At 50.3% G+C, this 19,409-nt stretch carries 15 protein-coding genes; 10 read left to right on the top strand and 5 right to left on the bottom strand.

Annotation, left to right across the window (positions count from 1 at the left end):
* Nucleotides 1-189 precede the first annotated feature (189 nt).
* The 3 genes from H6F68_RS10480 (at nt 190) to H6F68_RS10470 (ending at nt 4,175) form a co-directional block, all read left to right on the top strand.
* A complete protein-coding gene (locus H6F68_RS10480; protein WP_399313562.1) occupies nt 190-2,973 on the top strand; it encodes a cation-translocating P-type ATPase in 2,784 nt (927 codons plus the stop codon).
* A gap of 75 nt (nt 2,974-3,048) precedes the next feature.
* Nucleotides 3,049-3,591, top strand: a complete 543-nt coding sequence (locus H6F68_RS10475; RefSeq protein ID WP_190558782.1) for a general stress protein — start codon at nt 3,049-3,051, stop codon at nt 3,589-3,591.
* Between the two features lie 374 nt (nt 3,592-3,965).
* Complete coding sequence (locus H6F68_RS10470; protein WP_190558780.1) at nt 3,966-4,175, top strand: hypothetical protein; 210 nt, start codon at nt 3,966-3,968, stop codon at nt 4,173-4,175.
* 101 nt (nt 4,176-4,276) lie between these two features.
* Here the strand turns inward: H6F68_RS10470 and H6F68_RS10465 are convergent, their stop codons facing one another.
* Nucleotides 4,277-4,573: a hypothetical protein gene (locus H6F68_RS10465; protein WP_190558778.1), complete on the bottom strand. Its 297-nt coding sequence runs from the start codon at nt 4,571-4,573 to the stop codon at nt 4,277-4,279.
* Between the two features lie 192 nt (nt 4,574-4,765).
* Between H6F68_RS10465 and H6F68_RS10460 the strand changes: the two genes are divergently transcribed.
* On the top strand, nt 4,766-4,993 hold the full coding sequence (locus H6F68_RS10460) for a tyrosine-type recombinase/integrase (protein WP_190558776.1): 228 nt from the start codon (nt 4,766-4,768) through the stop codon (nt 4,991-4,993).
* Here H6F68_RS10460 and H6F68_RS10455 read toward each other — a convergent pair.
* From H6F68_RS10455 to H6F68_RS10445, 3 genes are read right to left on the bottom strand one after another with little or no spacing between them, the layout of a single operon-like run.
* Nucleotides 4,990-7,809 carry a PAS domain S-box protein gene (locus H6F68_RS10455; RefSeq protein WP_190558774.1) on the bottom strand — a complete coding sequence of 940 codons (2,820 nt, stop codon included), beginning with the start codon at nt 7,807-7,809 and terminating at the stop codon, nt 4,990-4,992. The two genes, H6F68_RS10460 and H6F68_RS10455, sit on opposite strands and share 4 nt — an antisense overlap.
* Nucleotides 7,810-7,861: 52 nt before the next feature.
* Nucleotides 7,862-12,649, bottom strand: a complete 4,788-nt coding sequence (locus H6F68_RS10450) for a PAS domain S-box protein (RefSeq protein ID WP_190558772.1) — start codon at nt 12,647-12,649, stop codon at nt 7,862-7,864.
* The gene (locus H6F68_RS10445; protein WP_190558770.1) at nt 12,646-12,933 is read right to left on the bottom strand and encodes a DNA-binding transcriptional regulator; all 288 of its coding nucleotides are present in this window, start codon (nt 12,931-12,933) and stop codon (nt 12,646-12,648) included. The genes H6F68_RS10450 and H6F68_RS10445 overlap by 4 nt, the downstream gene beginning before the upstream one ends.
* 223 nt (nt 12,934-13,156) lie before the next feature.
* On the opposite strand from H6F68_RS10445, the gene H6F68_RS29345 reads away from it, so the two are divergent.
* The 6 genes from H6F68_RS29345 to H6F68_RS10420 all read left to right on the top strand — a co-directional run bounded on the left by H6F68_RS29345 (nt 13,157) and on the right by H6F68_RS10420 (nt 19,081).
* Nucleotides 13,157-13,324, top strand: a complete 168-nt coding sequence (locus tag H6F68_RS29345) for a tyrosine-type recombinase/integrase (protein WP_277876048.1) — start codon at nt 13,157-13,159, stop codon at nt 13,322-13,324.
* A 16-nt stretch (nt 13,325-13,340) separates the two neighbouring features.
* Nucleotides 13,341-13,646: a tyrosine-type recombinase/integrase gene (locus H6F68_RS29340; RefSeq protein WP_277876047.1), complete on the top strand. Its 306-nt coding sequence runs from the start codon at nt 13,341-13,343 to the stop codon at nt 13,644-13,646.
* A 171-nt stretch (nt 13,647-13,817) separates the two neighbouring features.
* A complete protein-coding gene (locus H6F68_RS10435) occupies nt 13,818-17,138 on the top strand; it encodes a PAS domain S-box protein (protein WP_190558768.1) in 3,321 nt (1,106 codons plus the stop codon).
* Nucleotides 17,139-17,472: 334 nt separating this feature from the next.
* Nucleotides 17,473-17,616: a hypothetical protein gene (locus H6F68_RS10430; protein ID WP_190558767.1), complete on the top strand. Its 144-nt coding sequence runs from the start codon at nt 17,473-17,475 to the stop codon at nt 17,614-17,616.
* A 191-nt stretch (nt 17,617-17,807) separates the two neighbouring features.
* A complete protein-coding gene (locus H6F68_RS10425; RefSeq protein WP_199300026.1) occupies nt 17,808-18,824 on the top strand; it encodes a chemotaxis protein CheB in 1,017 nt (338 codons plus the stop codon).
* Nucleotides 18,776-19,081: a tyrosine-type recombinase/integrase gene (locus H6F68_RS10420; RefSeq protein WP_190558798.1), complete on the top strand. Its 306-nt coding sequence runs from the start codon at nt 18,776-18,778 to the stop codon at nt 19,079-19,081. The genes H6F68_RS10425 and H6F68_RS10420 overlap by 49 nt, the downstream gene beginning before the upstream one ends.
* 91 nt (nt 19,082-19,172) lie before the next feature.
* Here the strand turns inward: H6F68_RS10420 and H6F68_RS10415 are convergent, their stop codons facing one another.
* The gene (locus H6F68_RS10415) at nt 19,173-19,358 is read right to left on the bottom strand and encodes a hypothetical protein (RefSeq protein ID WP_190558765.1); all 186 of its coding nucleotides are present in this window, start codon (nt 19,356-19,358) and stop codon (nt 19,173-19,175) included.
* Nucleotides 19,359-19,409 lie beyond the last annotated feature (51 nt).

Here is a 19,409-nt window from a genome sequence, read left to right as displayed (position 1 = left end):
GCCAAGTGAAATGAAATATAGTGCGCCGATCGCCATTGCAATCACATAAATCCAGTGGAATAGAGTTTGCAGATCCATAAGCTACCTCCGTTTCTTCCCAGTCTTAACTCACAAAAGTGATCCAAAAGTGAGCACTAGAAGTTTGGCGCTCACTTTTGGATCACTTTCATCAAGGACGATAGAGAGATAGTGAAGCAGGCAACGCTGGCTTACGGCAGTTGTGCTGCTCTAGATGATATGGGGTCGGGAGAAAATGAGATGGTAGTACTGGACAGCGTCAAACCAACAGAACAGCAATGGCATCATCTTTCTCAGGAGCAAGTTGTCCGTTTGCTCAAAACTGATCCTGAGCAGGGTTTGTCTTTTACAGAGGTAGCGGAGCGACATGATCGCTTTGGTCCGAATCAGTTAACGGCTCAGAAAAAACAGAGCGCCTGGTTGCGATTTCTCCAGCAGTTCAATCAACCGCTGCTCTATATCTTGCTAGTTGTGGGGCTGGTGACAGCGTTTCTGCAAGAGTGGATCGATTCGGGCGTGATTTTTGGGGTGGTGCTGCTCAATGCCATCATTGGCTTTGTGCAAGAGGCGAAGGCAGAGGATGCGATCGCCGCCTTATCAGAAGCGGTTACAACCGATGCCACCATTCGCCGCAATGGTCAAAAGCAAGTGGTTTCATCCCGCGAACTGGTTCCTGGCGATCTCGTCTTGCTGTCTTCTGGCGATAAAGTACCTGCGGATCTGCGGCTGCTTGAAATTCGCGACTTACAGGTAGACGAATCAGCCCTGACAGGAGAATCGGTTCCAGTCGAAAAAAACCTTCAGACCCTAGAAGCAGATGCTCCGCTGGCAGAACGCACCAACATGGTTTACACCGGCAGCCTCATCACTTTTGGACAGGGGCGTGGAGTTGTTGTAGGCATTGGAGAGATGACCGAAACCGGACACCTCTCCCAACTGATGCAGCAAAGTACAGCCATAGAAACTCCCCTGACTCGTAAAATTGACAAATTTAGCAAAACCTTACTGTACGTTGTATTAGGCTTGGCGACCTTCACCTTTGCCGTTGGCGTGGCTCAAGGGTTTTCCTGGATTGAGGTGTTCAAAGCAGCGGTTGCGCTGGCAGTCAGTGCGATTCCCGAAGGGTTGCCTGCCATTGTCACAGTGACATTGGCGATCGGCGTGTCTCAGATGGCAAAGCACCACGCCATCATTCGTGAACTACCGGCGATCGAGACGCTGGGCAGCACCACTGTAATTTGTTCCGACAAAACCGGAACCCTGACGCAGAATCAAATGACGGTTCAGGAAATTGACGCAGGCGGAAGGCGGTATCGGGTCAGCGGTGGAGGTTATGCACCCGATGGAGAAATCTCCCTGAATGGATATGTGATCGACCTAACAAAGGCACCCGCCTTGTATGAATGCCTGCAAGCCGGACTGTTGTGCAATGACTCTCATCTAGAAGTGCAGGACGGAAACTGGATGGTGGTCGGTAGCCCCACAGAAGGAGCACTGGTTGCTGCCGCCCACAAAGCTGGACTCAGTACAGATAAGCTGGAGCAGGCGCTGCCTCGACTCGACACCCTGCCGTTTGAATCTCAATTTCAATACATGGCAACACTACATCGTAGCCGTCCAGAACGGCTGATTTATGTTAAAGGTTCGGCTGAAGCCATCCTCAAGCGATGTCGTCAAATGCTGGATGAAGATGGAGAGGCGATCGCTCTCAGCCCAACGCAAATTGAGCAAACTGTAGAGAACATGGCAAAAAAAGGGTTACGGGTTTTGGCACTTGCCATGAAAGCTGCCCCTGATTCTCAAAGCTCAATTGAGCATTCTGATCTGGAGCAAGGTTTAGTATTTCTGGGGCTGCAAGGCATGATCGATCCGCCCCGTCCCGAAGCGATTCAAGCCATCGAATCCTGTAAGTCTGCGGGAATTCAGGTCAAGATGATCACGGGCGACCATGCCAAAACAGCAGCCGCGATCGCTCAACAAATGGGTCTAAATTCAACCAAGAATGCACCTGTTGTCACAGGTCAAGAACTTGCGCGGCTAGATGAGCAAGGATTAGCCAACGCGGTTGAACAGAGCAATGTATTTGCGCGAGTTGCACCCGAACAAAAACTGCGGATTGTGGAAGCCCTCCAATCCAAAGGTGAAATTGTGGCAATGACCGGAGATGGAGTCAATGACGCGCCTGCCCTGAAGCAAGCTGACATTGGCGTAGCAATGGGCATCACAGGCACTGGAGTCACGAAAGAAGCGGCAGATATGATTCTGACAGACGATAACTTTGCCTCGATCGAGAAAGCTGTCGAGGAAGGACGCACCGTTTATAAGAATCTATTGCGGGCGATCGCCTTCATCCTGCCCGTGAACGGTGGCGAATCCATGACCATCTTGATCGCCGTAATGCTAGCAACTCCGCTGCCCATTTTACCAATACAAATTCTCTGGCTAAATATGGTCAGTTCGGTTGCCTTGAGTCTACCGCTGGCATTTGAGCCACCTTCGCCAGACACGATGCAACACCCACCTCGTCCTGCGAATGAACCGCTGCTGTCGCGCAGGCTAATCACACGAATTTTAACGGTTTCACTGTTTAACTGGATTGTGATCTTTGGCACCTTTGAATGGATTATACAAACCACTGGAAACGAAGCTCTAGCACGAACAATGGCAATCCAGGCATTGGTTGCAGCAGAAGCATTTTACCTGTTAAGCATTAGCCGATTTGTTCCGGCGATCGCTGCAAAGCTACGCGGCAAAAATGAGCCATTCGGTTACCCTGTGGCGATCGGCATTGCAAGCGTTCTACTGTTTCAGTTTCTATTTAGCCAGTGGAGCTTCATGAACCAGCTATTCGCAACTGAAGCATTGACTCTAACTCAAGGCTTGAGCTGCCTTGGCATTGGGTTCCCCATGATTGCTTTAGCGGCGTTGCTGAAGCGGTTTGCTCCGCTGACATAAATGGCTTTAATCAAGCCACTCTTCTGAGCGTGCTTACCCCGCAAAGTTTGTATTGTTAACTATTCATTTTTTCTCATGACTTCTCATAACTTCAAACGTGCGATCGGCATATTCTCCAACCGCCGAGACGCAGAACAGGCAATAGCTGAGCTAAAAAACAAGGGTTTTCCTATGCACAAGCTCTCAGTAATTACCAAATCTTCTGATCATGACGATAGTTTAGATAGTCATTTAAATAGACACAGGGTGCGACAGCCCTCAATAACCAGAGCAGAAGGTGCAAAAACAGGCGCGATTACAGGAAGCATAGGAGTCGGTTCACTCGCCCTAATTTTTGGACTCGGCAGTCTGCTCATTCCTGGTGTTGGTCAAGTATTGGCGGTAGAGAGCCTTTTAACAACCTTTTTTGGAAGTGGAATTGCCGCAACTGCTGGTGGTCTATACGGCGCGCTTCGAGGATGGCTGGTGCCAGAGGAACAGGCAACCAACTACAACGACAGATTTAACCAGGGAGATTATTTGATCATCATAGAGGCAATGGAGGATGAGATTCTGTCTGTTGAAGCTATCCTTCATCGTCAAGGTATTCGATCGTGGCACATTTATGACGCTCCTTAAAAGATTCTCTGTCCACTTCTCTACAACTAATTCATCACTCTCGTCATACATGGCATTGGGGTAGTGCGACCCTACTATGCCCAAAGGTAGCGAAGCTACATCCAAGTACCATATAATGCCTATAAGCCTTGTGAGATAAAGGTTCTAGAATTTTTTCGTAATTTAGCCAAGAGTTTCGGAAAATGACTATTTATGGACAAGCTGTTTAGTTAGAAGAGCGTGAAACCTTCATTCTGCCGTGAAGTTTATAGGCAACCCGGTCATCATTTACGGACAAGTTGCAATTTTCAGTTTTTTTAGCTTGGCACTTGGATGTAGCTTCGCTACGTTAGGGCCAACAAGATGGATTCTCCCTGATCGATGAAATTAGAAGGTTGCGGCCAGGACTAGGCGGACAGGCACCCGCGATCGCTCTCAGCAGTAGTATAAAACTAGAAGAGAGTCAGGCAGCTTTTGCCTACGGATTTCAGCAATTTCTGCTCAAACCCATTGACCTAGATGATTTGGTGGATGCCATTATCGCGCTACTCAAGCGGAGCAATGCTGAGGAGAGTATCTCGCCTCTCAGCTCCTTGGGATGTTAGCGTTGCGATCCCTTGAAGTCTTCCTGAGATATGCCTTAAGCCACAAAAATTGCACAAAATATTGCCGAAACGAGGCATTCTCGGCAATATTTTGTGCAAAGCTAAGCAAGCATTGCTTCTTCTGGTTGTGCACTGGACAAAAAACACAAGGCAACTTGCTCCAATTTTCTGAGGCTAATCCAGACCCTGTATTCAGTCGGCAGACAAGTAATACAAACTTCAATACCTGTCTCTGACAAACTTATTGCCGTACTGAAAACTTCCTGTCTTTGAGCAGCCTCGAACTTTTTATAGAAGCTGTACAGCTCTTTACCAGAGGCAATACCTTCCTGCAGTACACCCTCATGCCAAAACGAAAAGGTTGAAACGACCTCATGAGACAGGACGAGAGGATACATAGAACGACCTCTGAGTTGTAAGCATCTCTTCAATGGGTTCTCAACATTTTACGTGGTTGATGTTGCAAATTGTTAGTAATATCTACGTATCCTGAACTAAGGGGACCTTTAAGACCTTTGGCCTAACGTCCGCTGAAGTCGAGCGATCGCGAAAGTAGTAGCTAAGAAGCCCTAAGACTCCCGCTCATATTCATGGGTCAGTTGCTCAAGTTAAAACGTGTGGCAAGCGATCGCCTGGAGCTGGTGGGGGTCAGTACCCACAGTTTTAGACGAACTGCTCTAACCCAGATGAGTAGTGCAGGGATACCGCTACGGGTGATTCAGGAGATCTCCGGACACCGCAGCTTGCAGGCACTTCAACGATATCCCGAGATGTCCGAGCTCCAACTGGAGGGGGCGATCGTGTCTCTCAGGTTCTAGAAACGATTGATTAAGCTGGCTAATACTGTAATAAACTCAACCGGTTCCACTGGCTTAGGGACATGGGACTGAAAGCCTGAAGCTAAGGCTTTGATGCGGTCTTCTGTACGCGCATAAGCAGTTAGGGCGATCGCCGGAATTCGACCTCCTTGCTCTGGCGCTAAGGCGCGAACTTGACGAATCAGCGTGTACCCATCCTCACTAGGCATGCCAATATCACTGACCAATACGTCAGGTTTTTGGTCAAAAGCGGACTGGATGATGATAGCTAAAGCCTCTCTAGCGGAGGCCACGGTCGTGGTCACGGCTCCTCTTTGCCTTAGCAGCATGGCTAACAACTCGCGGGCATCGATTTCGTCATCTACAATCAAAACTTTCAAGCCATCTAATCTCGGTGTGTCCAGCAGAGGAGCTGTATCACTGACAGTAGGATGTACTCGTTCCATGTCTGTTGGTTCTGGACGAAAGATGGTAATGGGTAGATTGACCATAAAGGTAGCTCCCTTGCCTTCACCGGCGCTGGTGGCATTAACACTTCCCCCATGCAGTTCGACTAAGTGACGGACAATCGCTAAACCAAGGCCCAACCCTCCATGTGCCCTAGTAGTAGTACTATCTGCTTGCTGTAAGCGCTCGAAGACATAAGGTAGAAACTCAGGGCTAATTCCTTGCCCAGTATCACTCACAGTCACCTCGATATGAGAATTGATCCGCTCTAAACGAATCTGCACTCGACCACCTTTGGGGGTGAACTTCACGGCATTGGAGAGTAAATTCCAAAACACCTGTTGCAGGCGATCGGAATCACCCGAAACAGGACCAGCATTGGGGTCTAAAATACTCTGCAAGCGAATATCTTTGGCTTCTGCGGCAGGTCGGATGGAGTCGATCGCGGCCTCAATCACCGAAACTAGGATTACCGGACGAACATTTAAGCGCAGCTTGCCAGTAATAATGCGAGAAACATCCAATAGGTCATTGATGAGTTGATTCTGCGCCCTCGCGTTTCGTTCGATTGTCTCTATCGCCCGATTTGTCGTGGCTTCATCGAGTTGTCTAGAACGCAGCATGGTTGACCATCCCAGCATGGCATTTAGAGGTGTCCGCAACTCATGGGAGACAGTAGCGAGAAACTCATCTTTCAGCCGATTGGCCCGGGATAACTCCTCTGCTTGTTGCCGCAGTAGTGCTTCAACTTTTTTGCTTTCACTCAGGTCAAGCACAAAACAGACCCAAGCAAGTTCGTCACTTTCGAGTCGTGCAGCTCCCAGTAAAATGGGAACCTGACTGCCATCTTTACGAATGTATGCCTTCTCGAATGGGGTGCAACTCCCCGAGGCAGCAAGTTCTTGTAACACGAGCTCATCCTGCTGGACGTACTCTGGTGGTGTCATCTCAGACCAGTTCATCACGCCATCATGCAAGTCTTCACGGGTATAACCCACTATTTTGAGGAAGGCATCGTTCGCCTCCATAATCGTGCCACTGGGACCCGCCAGAAGCACGCCAATAATGTTGGATTCAACTAAGCGGCTGAAGCGAGCTTCACTTTTCTTCAGCGCCACCTGTTGGATTCTCAGGTCTGCGGCTAAGGCTTCGGCTTGCCGCCGTGCCACAACTTGGTCGGTCACTTCAAAGCCAAAGGTAATCACCCCTTCTACAGCCCCATTGATATCGAACATGGGCTGGTAGACAAAGTTGAAAAACCCCTCCTCGATTGATCCATTCCCTTGCCGATCCAATTGAGCCGCGATTTCGTTGCCAAAGAAGGGCTGTCCAGTGGCCAGCACTTGATCTAGAAGTTCAAAAAAACCTTGTCCTGCTAGTTCAGGAAAGGCTTCTCGATTGGTGCGCCCAATCAGTTCGCGGTTTCCGACGAGTTGATAGTAGCGGGGATTGGCAAACTCAAAGACATGATCAGGCCCACGACTGATACAAATAAAAGCTGGAGCTTGGAGGAGAAGTGAATGCAATCGATTCCGCTGCACCTCCGCTTCTGCTCGCGCGGCTTGCTCTCGTACCAGAAGCTGGTTCCGCTCGGCCTCTGCTTGCTTGCGCTCGGTCACATCTCGGGAGATTACCACCACAGATTGCGTGGATGGATCTGCGTGGAGTGGAGCCAGAATATATTCGTAAAACCGCACCCCATTGTCTGTGGTGAAAACTGTTTCGCTAGTGAGCGATCGCCCAGTCGTCATCACGGTTTCTCGCTGAGCATCTACGGGTTCCATCAGATCAGCAGGTAAACCCAGCTCTTTCCAAGTTTTACCAACCAAATCATGGGGTTGAAACCCTAGTACTTGGGCTCCTCCATCGCTGACATATCGATATCGCCCTGCTTGGTCAAAGACATAGATATGATCCACAGATGCGGAAAAGATCGCATTCAAGGTATTCGTTTGTGCTTGGCCCTGAACGACTAATTGCCGATACTGTTCCTCACTAAGCTGCAGCTTGAATAATGATCGCTCCACCCGCTGCTTGGCGACCCGTAGGGCATCAGATAGGGCACTGATCAGGACGCCCTCCAGCAGAAACAAACTTAACCGCGAGCCATTCACCCAGTCTAGAGACAGGGAATATAGAGGCGGAAGAAAAAAGTAAGTGCTAATGAAACCTGACAAAGCGGTGGCAAAGAGCCCTGGACCTAAGCCTCCATACCAAGCACTGACCATGACAGCGCCAAAGAACAGCAGGAAAGGGCTGCGAGTCATAGCTAGCAGAGGGTCTAGTAGGAGCATCAGCACACTTGCCAGCAAAACGCTGAGCCCAGCAATGCCATAGCGCTGTACTTGAGAGCGGGTCGGATGGGGCATTTTCCTAGGTGAGATCAAGTCAATCAAAATAGCGATACCGAGTTGTTCGCGCTCATGATTTCATTAAAGCGATGATCGCTCTCACTAAATCCTCTGGTTCAATGGGTTTAGCCATGTGCCTCTGAAACCCTGCTGCCAGGGCTTGCTGCTGATCAATTTCTCCAGCATAGGCGGTGAGAGCGATCGCTGGAACCTCTCCACCCTGTTCTGGAGGTAACATGCGGACTTGACACATCAGCATGTAACCATCGATATCTGGCATGCCAATGTCACAAACTAAGGCATCAGGTAGGGATTGCTTGAGTCGTTCTAGAGCTTCTAAAGCGGAGGCAGCAATGCTTACAGATGCTCCTGCTTGCTCTAGAACGAACGATACAATGTCGCGAATGTCTGGTTCGTCATCTACGATTAAAATTTGCAATCCTGCGAGGGGAAGGGGGAGCGTGGAGGGCTGATTGCTAAATCCTGAATCTTGCGCTCCTAGGTTTCGTGCCCCAAGCTTGATTGATAGCGGTAATCTAACGGTGAATGTAGCTCCTAGCCCCTCACCAGGACTCTCTACTCCAACACTTCCTCCATGCAGTTCGGTGAGATGACGAACGATCGCAAGTCCGAGTCCAAGTCCCCCAAACTTCCGGGTCGTAGTGCCGTCCTCCTGACGGAAGTATTCAAAGACATAGGGTAGAAAGTGAGGATTGATACCTTTGCCTGTATCTTTGACTTGAATTTGAGCATCAGTACCAACCTGCTCTAATCGAATTTCGACCATTCCACCAGCGGGTGTGAATTTCACAGCATTGGAGAGCAAATTCCAAATTACCTGTTGCAAGCGGGCTTGGTCTCCCCTAACTTGTCCTACACTGGGGTCAAATGTGGTTTGGATTTGGATGCCTTTGGCTTCTGCGGCCAGTTTCACGGTTTCTAGCGCGGCTTCAATCGTATTGGACAGGTTAACGATCGCTGTGTTCAGTACCAACTTGCCACGCAAAATGCGGGACACATCGAGTAGATCCTCAATCAATTCTGCTTGCAACTTGGCATTGCGCTCAATGCTTTCTAGCGCGTGCTGTGTCTTTTGTTCATCCAAACTGCGAGATTGTAGGAGCTTTGCCCATCCCAAGATGAGATTAAGGGGCGATCGCAACTCGTGAGACAGCACCGCCAAAAATTCATCTTTGATGCGATTTGCGGTTTCGGCTTGCTCTCGGGCTACTTGTTCTTGCTGTAGCAGCGCAATGCGCTGTTGTTCCAACTGTTTTTGATCTTCAATATCCGTTGCTGTGCCGAACCATTTGAGCAATTGTCCCTGTTCATTCTTCAAAGGCACCGCTTGATGCAAATGCCAACGATACACTCCATCAGTTCGGCGGATTCGGCCTTCCGCTTGATAATAAGTACCATCCTGTTGAGCGATCGCCCAACTTTGCCTCAGTATAGGTAAATCATCAGGATGAACCATAACTTCCCATCCTGCGGTTTGCACTTGCACGAGTGTAAGCCCAGTGAAAGTAGACCAGCGTTGATTGATATCGATCAGCACCCCTTCTGCACTGACCGTCCAGACTAATTGAGGAATTGATTCTGCCAAATATCGATAGCGTTCCTCACTCTCTCGTATGGTGGCTTCTGCCTGTTTGCCTTCGGTGATATCAATTGCAGTTCCAAAAAAATCAATGGGTCGCCGAAACTTGCCCTCACCCTCGAATTGGACTTGCCCGTTAGCAGAGACCCATCGTTCGGTGCCGTCGTTCCAGACAATTCGGTACTCAATCTCATAAGTACCCGATGATTGAGGAGAGAGCGCAGCACTGACCGCGCTGGCAACCCGCTCTCGATCGTCTGGGTGCGTTCGCTCTATCACCTTTGACAAAGGAAGCATGACAGTATCCTTCGGCTCCCCCCAGATCTCGCGCATTCGCTCATCCATCTCAACAAGATTTGTATCTAGGTGCAGTCGCCATCCTCCTAATCGACCCACTTGAATTGCTAGTCGTGCCCATTCCCCGCTCTCTCGCAGCGCTTCCTCCGCTTGCTTGCGCTGGGTGATATCTAGCGCAATACCTGTCATACGTCTCGGCTGCCCGGGTCCATCGTAAAACGTTTGCCCGATCGCCGTTAGCCAGCGCTCTCCTTGAGCGGGGTGAAGGATGCGGAATTCCACATTCAGGTCATTTTGATGTTCTAAGGCTTCCCTGGCAGCTCGATCGACGCGATCGCGGTCTGGCTCGATAATTGAACTCAACCAATTGTCATAAGACGGTTGGATGGTAGCTGGATCAAGATTATAAAGACGGTAGTACTGCTCTGACCAAGTGACGTGATCGGTCGGTATGTCCCAATCCCAGACACCAGCATTAGCAGCTTGTTGGGCGATTCGCAGTCGCTCTTCACTCTGTCGTAGGGTTTCTTCTGCTTGCTTACGGTGAGTGATGTCATTGACTAATGCCACAAAGCCTTCCACATTTCCCTGGTGGCCGAAGCGAGGCACGTAAGTGACAACGACATCACGAGTATTATCCGCTTTGTAAGGGATTCTGCTTTCAAAGGTGACTTCTTGACCTAAAAGTACCTGCTCAACATAAGGACGAATTATTTCATAGGCAGTCTCTCCGAGCACTTCCCAGAGGTACTTGCCGTTTACTTCAGTGGCAGGCCGTTCAAACCACTCTTCATACTTCTGGTTGTTAAAGCGATAACGCTGTTCAGCATCCACAAACGAGATCAGAACGGGCACAGCGTTGGTGATCAGGCGAAGTTCTGCTTCTCGCTGCCGCAAGGCTGCTTCGGCTTGCATTCGATCAGTCACATCGATTGCCACGCCTGCCAGTAGTTGTTGCCCAGCCGCGTTCCGAAAAGGGAACTTAAAAGACATATAACTGCGTTCCCCACCAGGCTGCTGCACAGTCTCCAGCGTTTGCATGGGTTGACCACTACTCAAGACAGCCAGATCATTCTCATGTAGCTGGTGAGCAATGGTAGGTGGCAATATTTCGAAATCGGTTTTGCCAATAAAATCAGCTTTCTGACGTTGATTGACTCGCTCTGCCCAGCTATTGACATAGAGATAGCGCCCTGCTTCATCCTTGATAAATGCTGCCATTGGGCTGTGGTTCATGAAGCTTTGGAACAGCTCTTGGCTCTCGCGTAAAGCTATTTCTGTCCGCTTCCGCTCCATAAACTGACCCATTTGGCTACCGATCGCGGCCATCATCTGTAACAGGTCGGCATCTGGCTCTTGGACGCGATCGCTAAAGCACTCAATGACCCCTAGAATCTCGTGACCCAACTGAATGGGAAAACCAAAAGCAGACTTTAGCCCAGTCTGGGAAGCAAGTGCCGCTCTAGGGAAGTTGCTGTCTTGACTAATTTCAGTGATCCAGAGGGGTTGACGGCTGGCCCATACTTGACCAGGAATCCCAACACCTGGGGCAAAGGTCATTTGTTGACTGGTCTGAATGAATTCACACAGCTCTGCATCTTGCCCTTGCCAGCAGTCAATGCAATGGAGTACGAGTTGCTCTGGGGTTACACTCCAAAGCACTCCCACTTGCCAGCCTAAATTCTCACAAAGAGCCTGCAAAATTGTGGGGGTCGCTTGAGCAATGGTCGTGGCCTCTGCGAGGATACGCGCGATCGCATATTGTGCATCTCGACGTTGCTCGGCTCGTTTGCGGTCACTAATATCGCGAAACCATGCAGCCACACCATTCGGTGAAGGAAAAATGGACATCTCTATCCAACGCTGAGCTGCCAGAGAAAAGACTTCCAAGCGAGCACTCACTTGTTCCGTCATGGCTTGGTGGAGGGCTCGGCCTGTCACCGTATTCTGCCGAGCCACCTCAGGAAAGACATCTTGCCAGCGTTGTCCCAACAACTCCTCAGGCGATCGCCCTAACATCCGAGCCGCTTCTTGGTTGACGTAGGTATAGCGCCAGTCGCGGTCAAAGGCGATGAAAGCATCTGTAATGCTTTCCAGAATGTTGGAAGTATGTTGGTTGGCTGCTCGGAGCGACTCCTCAAATTGCTTGCGTTCTGTAATATCGAGCGTGACCCCCACCATGCGAATCGGCGTGCCGTTAGCGTCACAGATAACCTGACCTCGAACAATCAACCAGTGCAGACTCCCATCAGGATGGTAGCAACGCTCCTCTACCTCATAGTCCGTTCCCGATTGAACGGAATGCTCAATTGCTGCCTGAACCATGGATACGTCATCGGAATGCAACCCCGCAAACAAGGTTTCGTGAGTAAACTCGGCATCAGGTGGTAAGCCAAAGTTCGCCTTACATTGAGCCGAACAAGTTAAAACTCCCGTAATCAGGTCATGCTCCCAAGAACCCAGCTTGGCGGTTTGTAAAGCGACTTTGAAGTGCTGCTTTTGCTGTTGCAGTGCTAGTTCTGCTTGCTTGCGATCGGTAATGTTGCTAAAGGAAACCGCAATCCCATCGTTTAGCTTGACAACGACGTTACGAAACCAACCGGTTAGTGCTTGACTGTTGTAGAACGTCTCAAATGTCTCAGAAATGCCAGTTTCGGCGACTGTCACATAGCGAGCGAAAATACCACTGTTTTTACATTCGGGAAACAGCTGTAGCAGCTGCTGACCCACAATTTCCTCGGGCCTACGGTTCACACCTCTGGCGGCCACTGGATTAACATATTCAATGCTGAAGTCAGCGATCGCCCCTCCTTGATCCGGGACAGTGCGGAGAATAGTGAATCCATCCGGTGATGCTTCTAGCACGAACCGGAAGCGCGCTTCACTCTCCAGCAAGCCAGTGGTTTCTGTACTGGGTGTAGGAGAGGAATGACTCGAAATCCCAGCCTTCGCTTCAGTCATTGAGCGCTCGACTCCGTCTCTAAAAAATACTGATTGAGTAAGGTTTGGCTTTGCTCCTGAAGCTCAACTACAGATGAACGGCTCAACTCACCGAGCATTGTTTTGATTTGCTTCAGTGCTAGAGGGGAGGGCTGCATGTGACCGTTTTCCCATCGATTAATCGTGCTAAAAGCAACGCCTAGGGTGACGGCAAACTGCTCTTGGCTTAATCCACTCAGGTGCCGCAGCTTGCGAATCAGATGACTCACTTCTGGTTGTGCTAGTGCCGCTGTCTTTTTAAGCATGAGGACTTGAAGGGAAAATTTTTATAGGTAAAGCAGTTGATTATAGCGTCTGCTATATACCTCATTCTGAGGGCATAGATTTATGCCTCTATCTACCCTGAGAAGGAGTTCTAAGGATACAAAGCTGGCTAGATGCTGGGTGAATAATATTCAAACTGACGAAGCTGTCGTTGTACATCACAAAATGCCTAAGGTTAGTTCAGGTAAATGTTGAGGCTGCTCAATGAAGGTGGACGGTCACGGCCAAGCCAAGGTTTTAACTTCTCATGAGATTGTAAAAGTGTTCGAGGCGTTGGAGTACGATCGCGATCGGGCTGTCTTTGGCATCTGTCTCTACACAGGGTGCCGCATCAGTGAAGCTTGTTCGATGCTGACCCACAGATGCTTATGACGCAGCCGGGGTCAGAATGAAGATTACCCTGCGTAAGGCCAACACCAAAGGAAAGCAGGAGACGCGCCACATTCCCGTTAATGCAGTTCTCAAGGAATACTTGGAGATGTACCGCGCCGGGGCGGGTAAACAGTACCTCTTCCCAGAACGGCACGGGCGCGGCTACATTAACCCGAAGTTAGCGGATGAGATTCTGAGGGAGACGTGCGATCGACTGGGGCTGGGGGGAGTTAGTACTCACAGTTTTAGACGAACTGCACTGACCCAGATGAGTAGCGCTGGGGTACCGCTGCGGGTGATAGCGGGCCACTGCAGCTTATAGGCACTTCAACGGTATCTAGAGGTATCAGAGCTGCAACTGGAGGACACGATCGCAGCTTTAATGTTCTAAAAGGCGATCGCCAATCTGATTTAATGCACTGGTTAGAGTCTAAAGTTGTCCTTCATGGCTTGCGACTCACTCCAATACTGATTTCTTTTCCTCCTGGTTGCTATGACTAACCAACTGCCTCAAAAGACAGTAACGACACCTCTCCCGGCAAATGAAACTGAGCGGTTGGCAGCGTTGCATCGCTACAAGATTCTCGATACTTCCCCCGAAATCGCATTCGATCGCATTACCGCCCTGGCAGCACGGCTGTTTGATCTGCCCATCTCTTTGGTTTCTCTGGTTGATGAGTCCAGAGCTTGGTTTAAGTCCTCCATCGGCTTCGATGCTTCTGAAGTTCCGCGTGATGCGACGCTTTGCAGCTTTGCCCTATTAACGAATGAGCCTCTGATTGTTCCCGACACTCGCCAGGATGATCGCTTTGCCTGTAATCCCTTTGTGCAAAGTGAACCTGGTGTACGCTTCTATGCAGGTGCCCCCCTCCTGACTCCAGACGGCTTCAATCTCGGTACGCTCTGTTTGCTTGATACTCAACCCCATGAGCCTTTGACTCCAAAGCAACAGGCGACCTTGGTTGACCTGGCAGCAATGGTGGTGGATGAACTGGAATTGAGATTGGCAGCTCATCGGATTGCTCAGGTCGATGCGGCTTTGCTAGAGATTACTCAAGCCGTGGCAACGGTCACGGGTGATGCTTTTTTCTCGACTCTGGTGCAGCATCTTGCTAGAGCTTTAGACGCAGATTATGCCTACATCGGCTTAGTAGAGGGTGGTGAGCTCAAAAGGCTGAGAACGATCGCCACCTGCGCTCACGCTCAGCTTGTAGATAACCTAGAATACTCACTGCAAGATACGCCCTGCTGGGAAGTCATTGAACAACGAAAAATTTGCTGCTACCCGCGCCATGTGCAAGCTCAGTTCCCTGATGCACCCTTACTGAAGCCACTTTCCGTTGAAAGCTATGTAGCAGTTCCCTGCTTTGACTCCAGCGGCAAACTTTTAGGGTTGTTAGGGGTCATGGATGGCAAACCACTAGAGCAGGTGCAACTGGCAGAGTCCTTGCTAACTATCTTTGCGCTCCGAATTGCGACTGAATTGGAGCGTCAGCGGACAGAAGCGGCATTGCAGGAAAGTGAGGAGCGTTTCCGCACCCTGGCAGACAATATATCTCAATTGGCATGGATGGCAAACGAGAACGGTTGGATCTTCTGGTACAACCGGCGCTGGTTTGACTACACAGGGACAACGTTAGGGGAAATGCAAGGCTGGGGGTGGCAGCAGGTTCATCATCCGGATCATGTCGATCGCGTGGTTAAGCATATTCGCCACTGCTTTGAAACGGGTGAACAGTGGGAGGACACCTTTCCGCTCCGGGGCAGAGATGGAACGTATCGTTGGTTCCTGTCTCGTGCCATTCCGATTCGAGACGAGCAAGGACGGATTTTGCAATGGTTTGGCACGAACACTGATATTACCGAGCGCAAACAGGCAGAGCTTGAGATTCAAAAGTTTGTTTCTCTCGCCGATAACAGTGGGGAGTTTATCGGCATGTGCGATATGAATTTTGTCCCGTTTTATGTCAATCCAGCAGGTCAGCAACTGGTCGGGTTGGATGGTGTGCAGCAATACATTGAAACCTCAGTTAGGGACTTCTTTTTTCCTGAGGATCAGGACTTCGTTATTAACGAGTTTTTTCCTCGTGTTTTACGGGAGGGACGGGCAGAGGTGGAAATTCGGTTCCGTCATTTCAAGACGGGCGCAGCGTTGTGGATGCTCTACAACGTCTTTTATATCAGAGGTGAGAACAAGCAGCCGATTGGGTTAGCCGCCGTCAGCCGCAATATCACCGAGCGCAAACAGGCAGAAACCACGTTGCAAGAGCAAGCAACGCTCTTACAACTGATTATTGATAGTATTGGTGATGGTTTGATTTTGGCAAATCCCAAGGGCGAGGTTGTGCTGGTGAACCAGGCAGCCGAACGCATCTTTGGTCCACTCACCAATGAGCATCCCTGTGAGGAGTGGGCACAGACCTATGGACTCTATTTACCGGATCAACAAACCCTCTTTCCGGATCAGCAACTGCCGCTTTATCGAGCCATACAAGGAGAGCCCGCAAACGATATTGAAGTCTTTGTGCGACGTAATCCTACTGCTGAAGGGCGGTGGGTCAGTGTCAGTGGTTTTCCTGTCAGCGATCGAAGTGGCAACATCACAGGCGGCGTGATTACCTGTCGGGATGTGACTGAGCGCAAACGAATTCTACAACAAGAACAAGCAGCCCGCGAAGCAGCGGAACGGGCGAATCGGATCAAAGATGAGTTTCTAGCGGTGCTGTCCCATGAACTGCGATCGCCTCTTAACCCGATTTTGGGATGGACGCGCTTACTGCAAACCGGCAAACTCGATGCGACCCGGCAAGCCGAAGCCATCGCCACGATCGAACGCAATGCCAAGCTGCAATCGCAACTGATTGAAGATCTGCTTGACATCGCCCGCATTATGCAGGGCAAGCTGACCTTAACCGCGACCCCCACCAGTTTGGCGTTTGTAATTTCTGCGGCGCTTGAAACCGTACAGTTGGCAGCAGAAGCCAAGAACATTGCCATCGTGCTTGATCTCACCTCGGATATCGCGCCCGTCTTCGGTGATGCGGCACGCCTCCAGCAAGTCGTGTGGAACTTGCTGACGAATGCCGTGAAGTTCACACCCAGCGGTGGACAGGTCACGGTCAAACTGAAACAAATCGGGCAATCGGCTCACATTCGCGTCATCGATACGGGTAAGGGCATCAATCCTGAGTTTCTACCGCATGTGTTTGAGTATTTTCGCCAAGAAGACGGTTCCACTACGCGCAGATTTGGTGGATTGGGATTGGGGCTGGCAATCGTGCGGCAAATCGTGGAACTGCATGGGGGCACGGTGAGTGCAGAGAGCGCTGGGGAGAATCAAGGTGCAACCTTCAGCGTGCAATTGCCCGTCATGTTGCAAACCGCATCCATCACGCCTCGGCCCAGCCCTACTCCAAGCGAAACAAAAGCGCCTTTGGACAACATCCAAGTTTTGCTGGTGGATGACGATACGGATACCCGTGAATTTCAGGCTTTCTTGCTAGAACAATACGGGGCGAAGGTCACGGCGGTTAGCTCTGGGGCAGCAGCGCTGGAAGTCCTAGAGCAGTTTGTTCCAGATGTCATTGTCAGTGATGTGGGCATGCCGCATATGGATGGCTATATGCTGATGCAGCAGCTGAGAGCCTTACCACCCGAGCAGGGTGGGCAAACTCCGGCGATCGCCCTCACTGCTTATGTGGGAGAGGTGAACCACCAGCAAGCTCTGCAAGCGGGATTTCAGCAGCATCTCGCCAAACCCATTGAACCGGATAAACTCATCAAAGCCATCACAACTTTGGTGGGAAAAAAGTGAGTGAGGAAATGGAAAGTACCCACAGCCCGTGGGTGGAGCAGTACAGGTTTCTAAGCACCCCGCTGCGCCCTCAAAATTAGTCCTGGCGGATAGTGATGCTAATTTCCCACTAGGATTAAATTGGACAAATTCTCTGGATGAGCCGAGGGGTATGAAAGGACGTGCTCAAAACACTGCGATCGCTCATGGTCAACGCAAACGATGCTAACGAATTAAGTAAAACTTATCAATCAACAGCAGAATCAGGGTTTCAGCCGTTTTGAGATAGAAGCGATTGATAAGTTGGAATTAACTGCTTCTCCTCGTTGGGATGTAACAACGGCGTATCAATGCTTTGCGCTTGTTACCCGAAGAAAACAATATTTCTTCAGGTAGAAATGAAGGCGGTTCGATGAAGGTAGACGGCCACGGTCAAGCCAAAGTTTTAACTTCCTACGAGATTGCAAAGTTGTTTGAGGCAATGCAGGGCGATCGCTGAACTCGCTGTACCAGAGGATCACTTCTGGTATCACTCCTGCGGGTAGAAGCGGTTGATGACTGCCCTCCCTCACAATGAGATCGTGTCCTTCACTAAAGTGAGGCCACAAAGACGTTTGATGTTTCAAACTTCTGGGATCTTGCGTGAAGGGTGGAAGTGAACCAATGCTGAATCATTGCAACCTTGTTGTCGTGGGAACGTCTGCCGGTGGCCTAGAGGTGTTGCGGTCTTTGGTTAAGCACTTACCCCCAGACTTTCCAGCGGCGATCTGCATTGTTTGGCACTTACCACCCGATGCTCAAGGGATTCTGCCTCGAGTGCTGGATAAAGCAGGTCCCCTGAAAGCCGCCCATGCCATTGATAGAGAAGCGATCGTGCCAGGACGAATCTATGTGGCACCTCCGAATCATCATCTGCTCATCGAGCCGGAGCGGGTTCGGGTGACTAAAGGCCCCAAAGAGAACCGATTCCGTCCCGCGATTGACCCCTTATTCCGTTCTGCTGCCTATGTTTATGGAGCCGGGGCGATTGGCATCGTGCTCACAGGTGCTTTGGATGACGGAACATCCGGGTTATGGACGATTAAGCTCAGGGGAGGCACCACCATTGTGCAGCATCCTCAAGAGGCGTTGATTCCTTCCATGCCTAAAAGTGCGCTCAAAGAAGTTGAGGTTGACTACTGTGTGCCCGTGGCGATGATGCCAGAACTGCTGATTCGTCTGACCCAGGAGCCTGTTGCGTCGATGCCTGAAGTGAGCCCAGAAGAGAACGAGAAGACCCAGCTCGAAATTCAGACGGCGGCAGAAGAGAATGCTCTACAGCTAGGCATTATGAAGCTGGGGGAACTGAGTGCTTTTACCTGCCCCGAGTGCCATGGCGTCCTAGTCAAAATCAAAGAGGGGAACATCACCCGTTTTCGCTGCCATACGGGACATGCCTTCTCGGCCAACGCCCTCTTGTCTGAGGTTACCCATTCGATTGAAGAGACGTTATGGAGTGCGCTGCGAGCCGTGGAGGAAAGCGTGATGCTGCTGGAGAACCTAGGCGAACATCTGGCTGAGGCTGAAACTTCGGAGCTAGCGCAATTATATTTGCAGAAGGCCCAAGAAGCGAAACAGCGGGCTGATCTAGTGAGACAAGCGGTGATGCAGCATGAGCAATTCAGTGTCGATACGTTGCGTCAACAAACAGAGGAAGGACACTTCTAGATACCCCTAGAAAAGCTTTGGTTTCTAAAGCTGAAAGCCGGCTAATAGACAGATTCTTGCGATCGCCTGGGTTGGTGGGAGTTAGTACGCACAGTTTCAGACGGACGGCCCTAACCTGGATGAGTAGCGTGGGGATACCGCTGCGGGTGATTCAAGAAATATCTGGGCACCGAAGCTTGCAGGCGCTCCAACGTTATCTGGAAGTGTCGGAGCTGCAACTAGAGGGGGCGATCGCGGCTTTGAGCTTTATACAGTAGCTAAGAAAAAGCAATCGCGGGAAGGTTTTTGCCATGCTCTGGCGGAACGCTTTCATCTTGCCCTATTGATTGTTTTCTTCTTAGAGAGGATTTAACTGAGTTCAGGTTTCAGCCATAACAGGGCATCTATTGAAACTATCTGTCGCTGACAATCTACGTCTGTCACTGCCCACTGAAACGGCTCTCCTCGCTTTTGCAATTCAGCCTGAATCACTGATTCCAATGCTAAAGCTGAATCTTGTAGAGCTACTTCTATTGTAATTAAGCAGGTTGACATACCTTGTCATTCCAACGCTTGCTCGCTGCTACATTGTAGGGGTGGCCCTCT

The sequence above is a fragment of the Trichocoleus sp. FACHB-262 genome (assembly GCF_014696035.1).
In the GTDB taxonomy this organism is placed as follows: Bacteria; Cyanobacteriota; Cyanobacteriia; order FACHB-46; family FACHB-46; genus Trichocoleus.
This window is presented reverse-complemented; position numbering and strand designations above follow the sequence as displayed.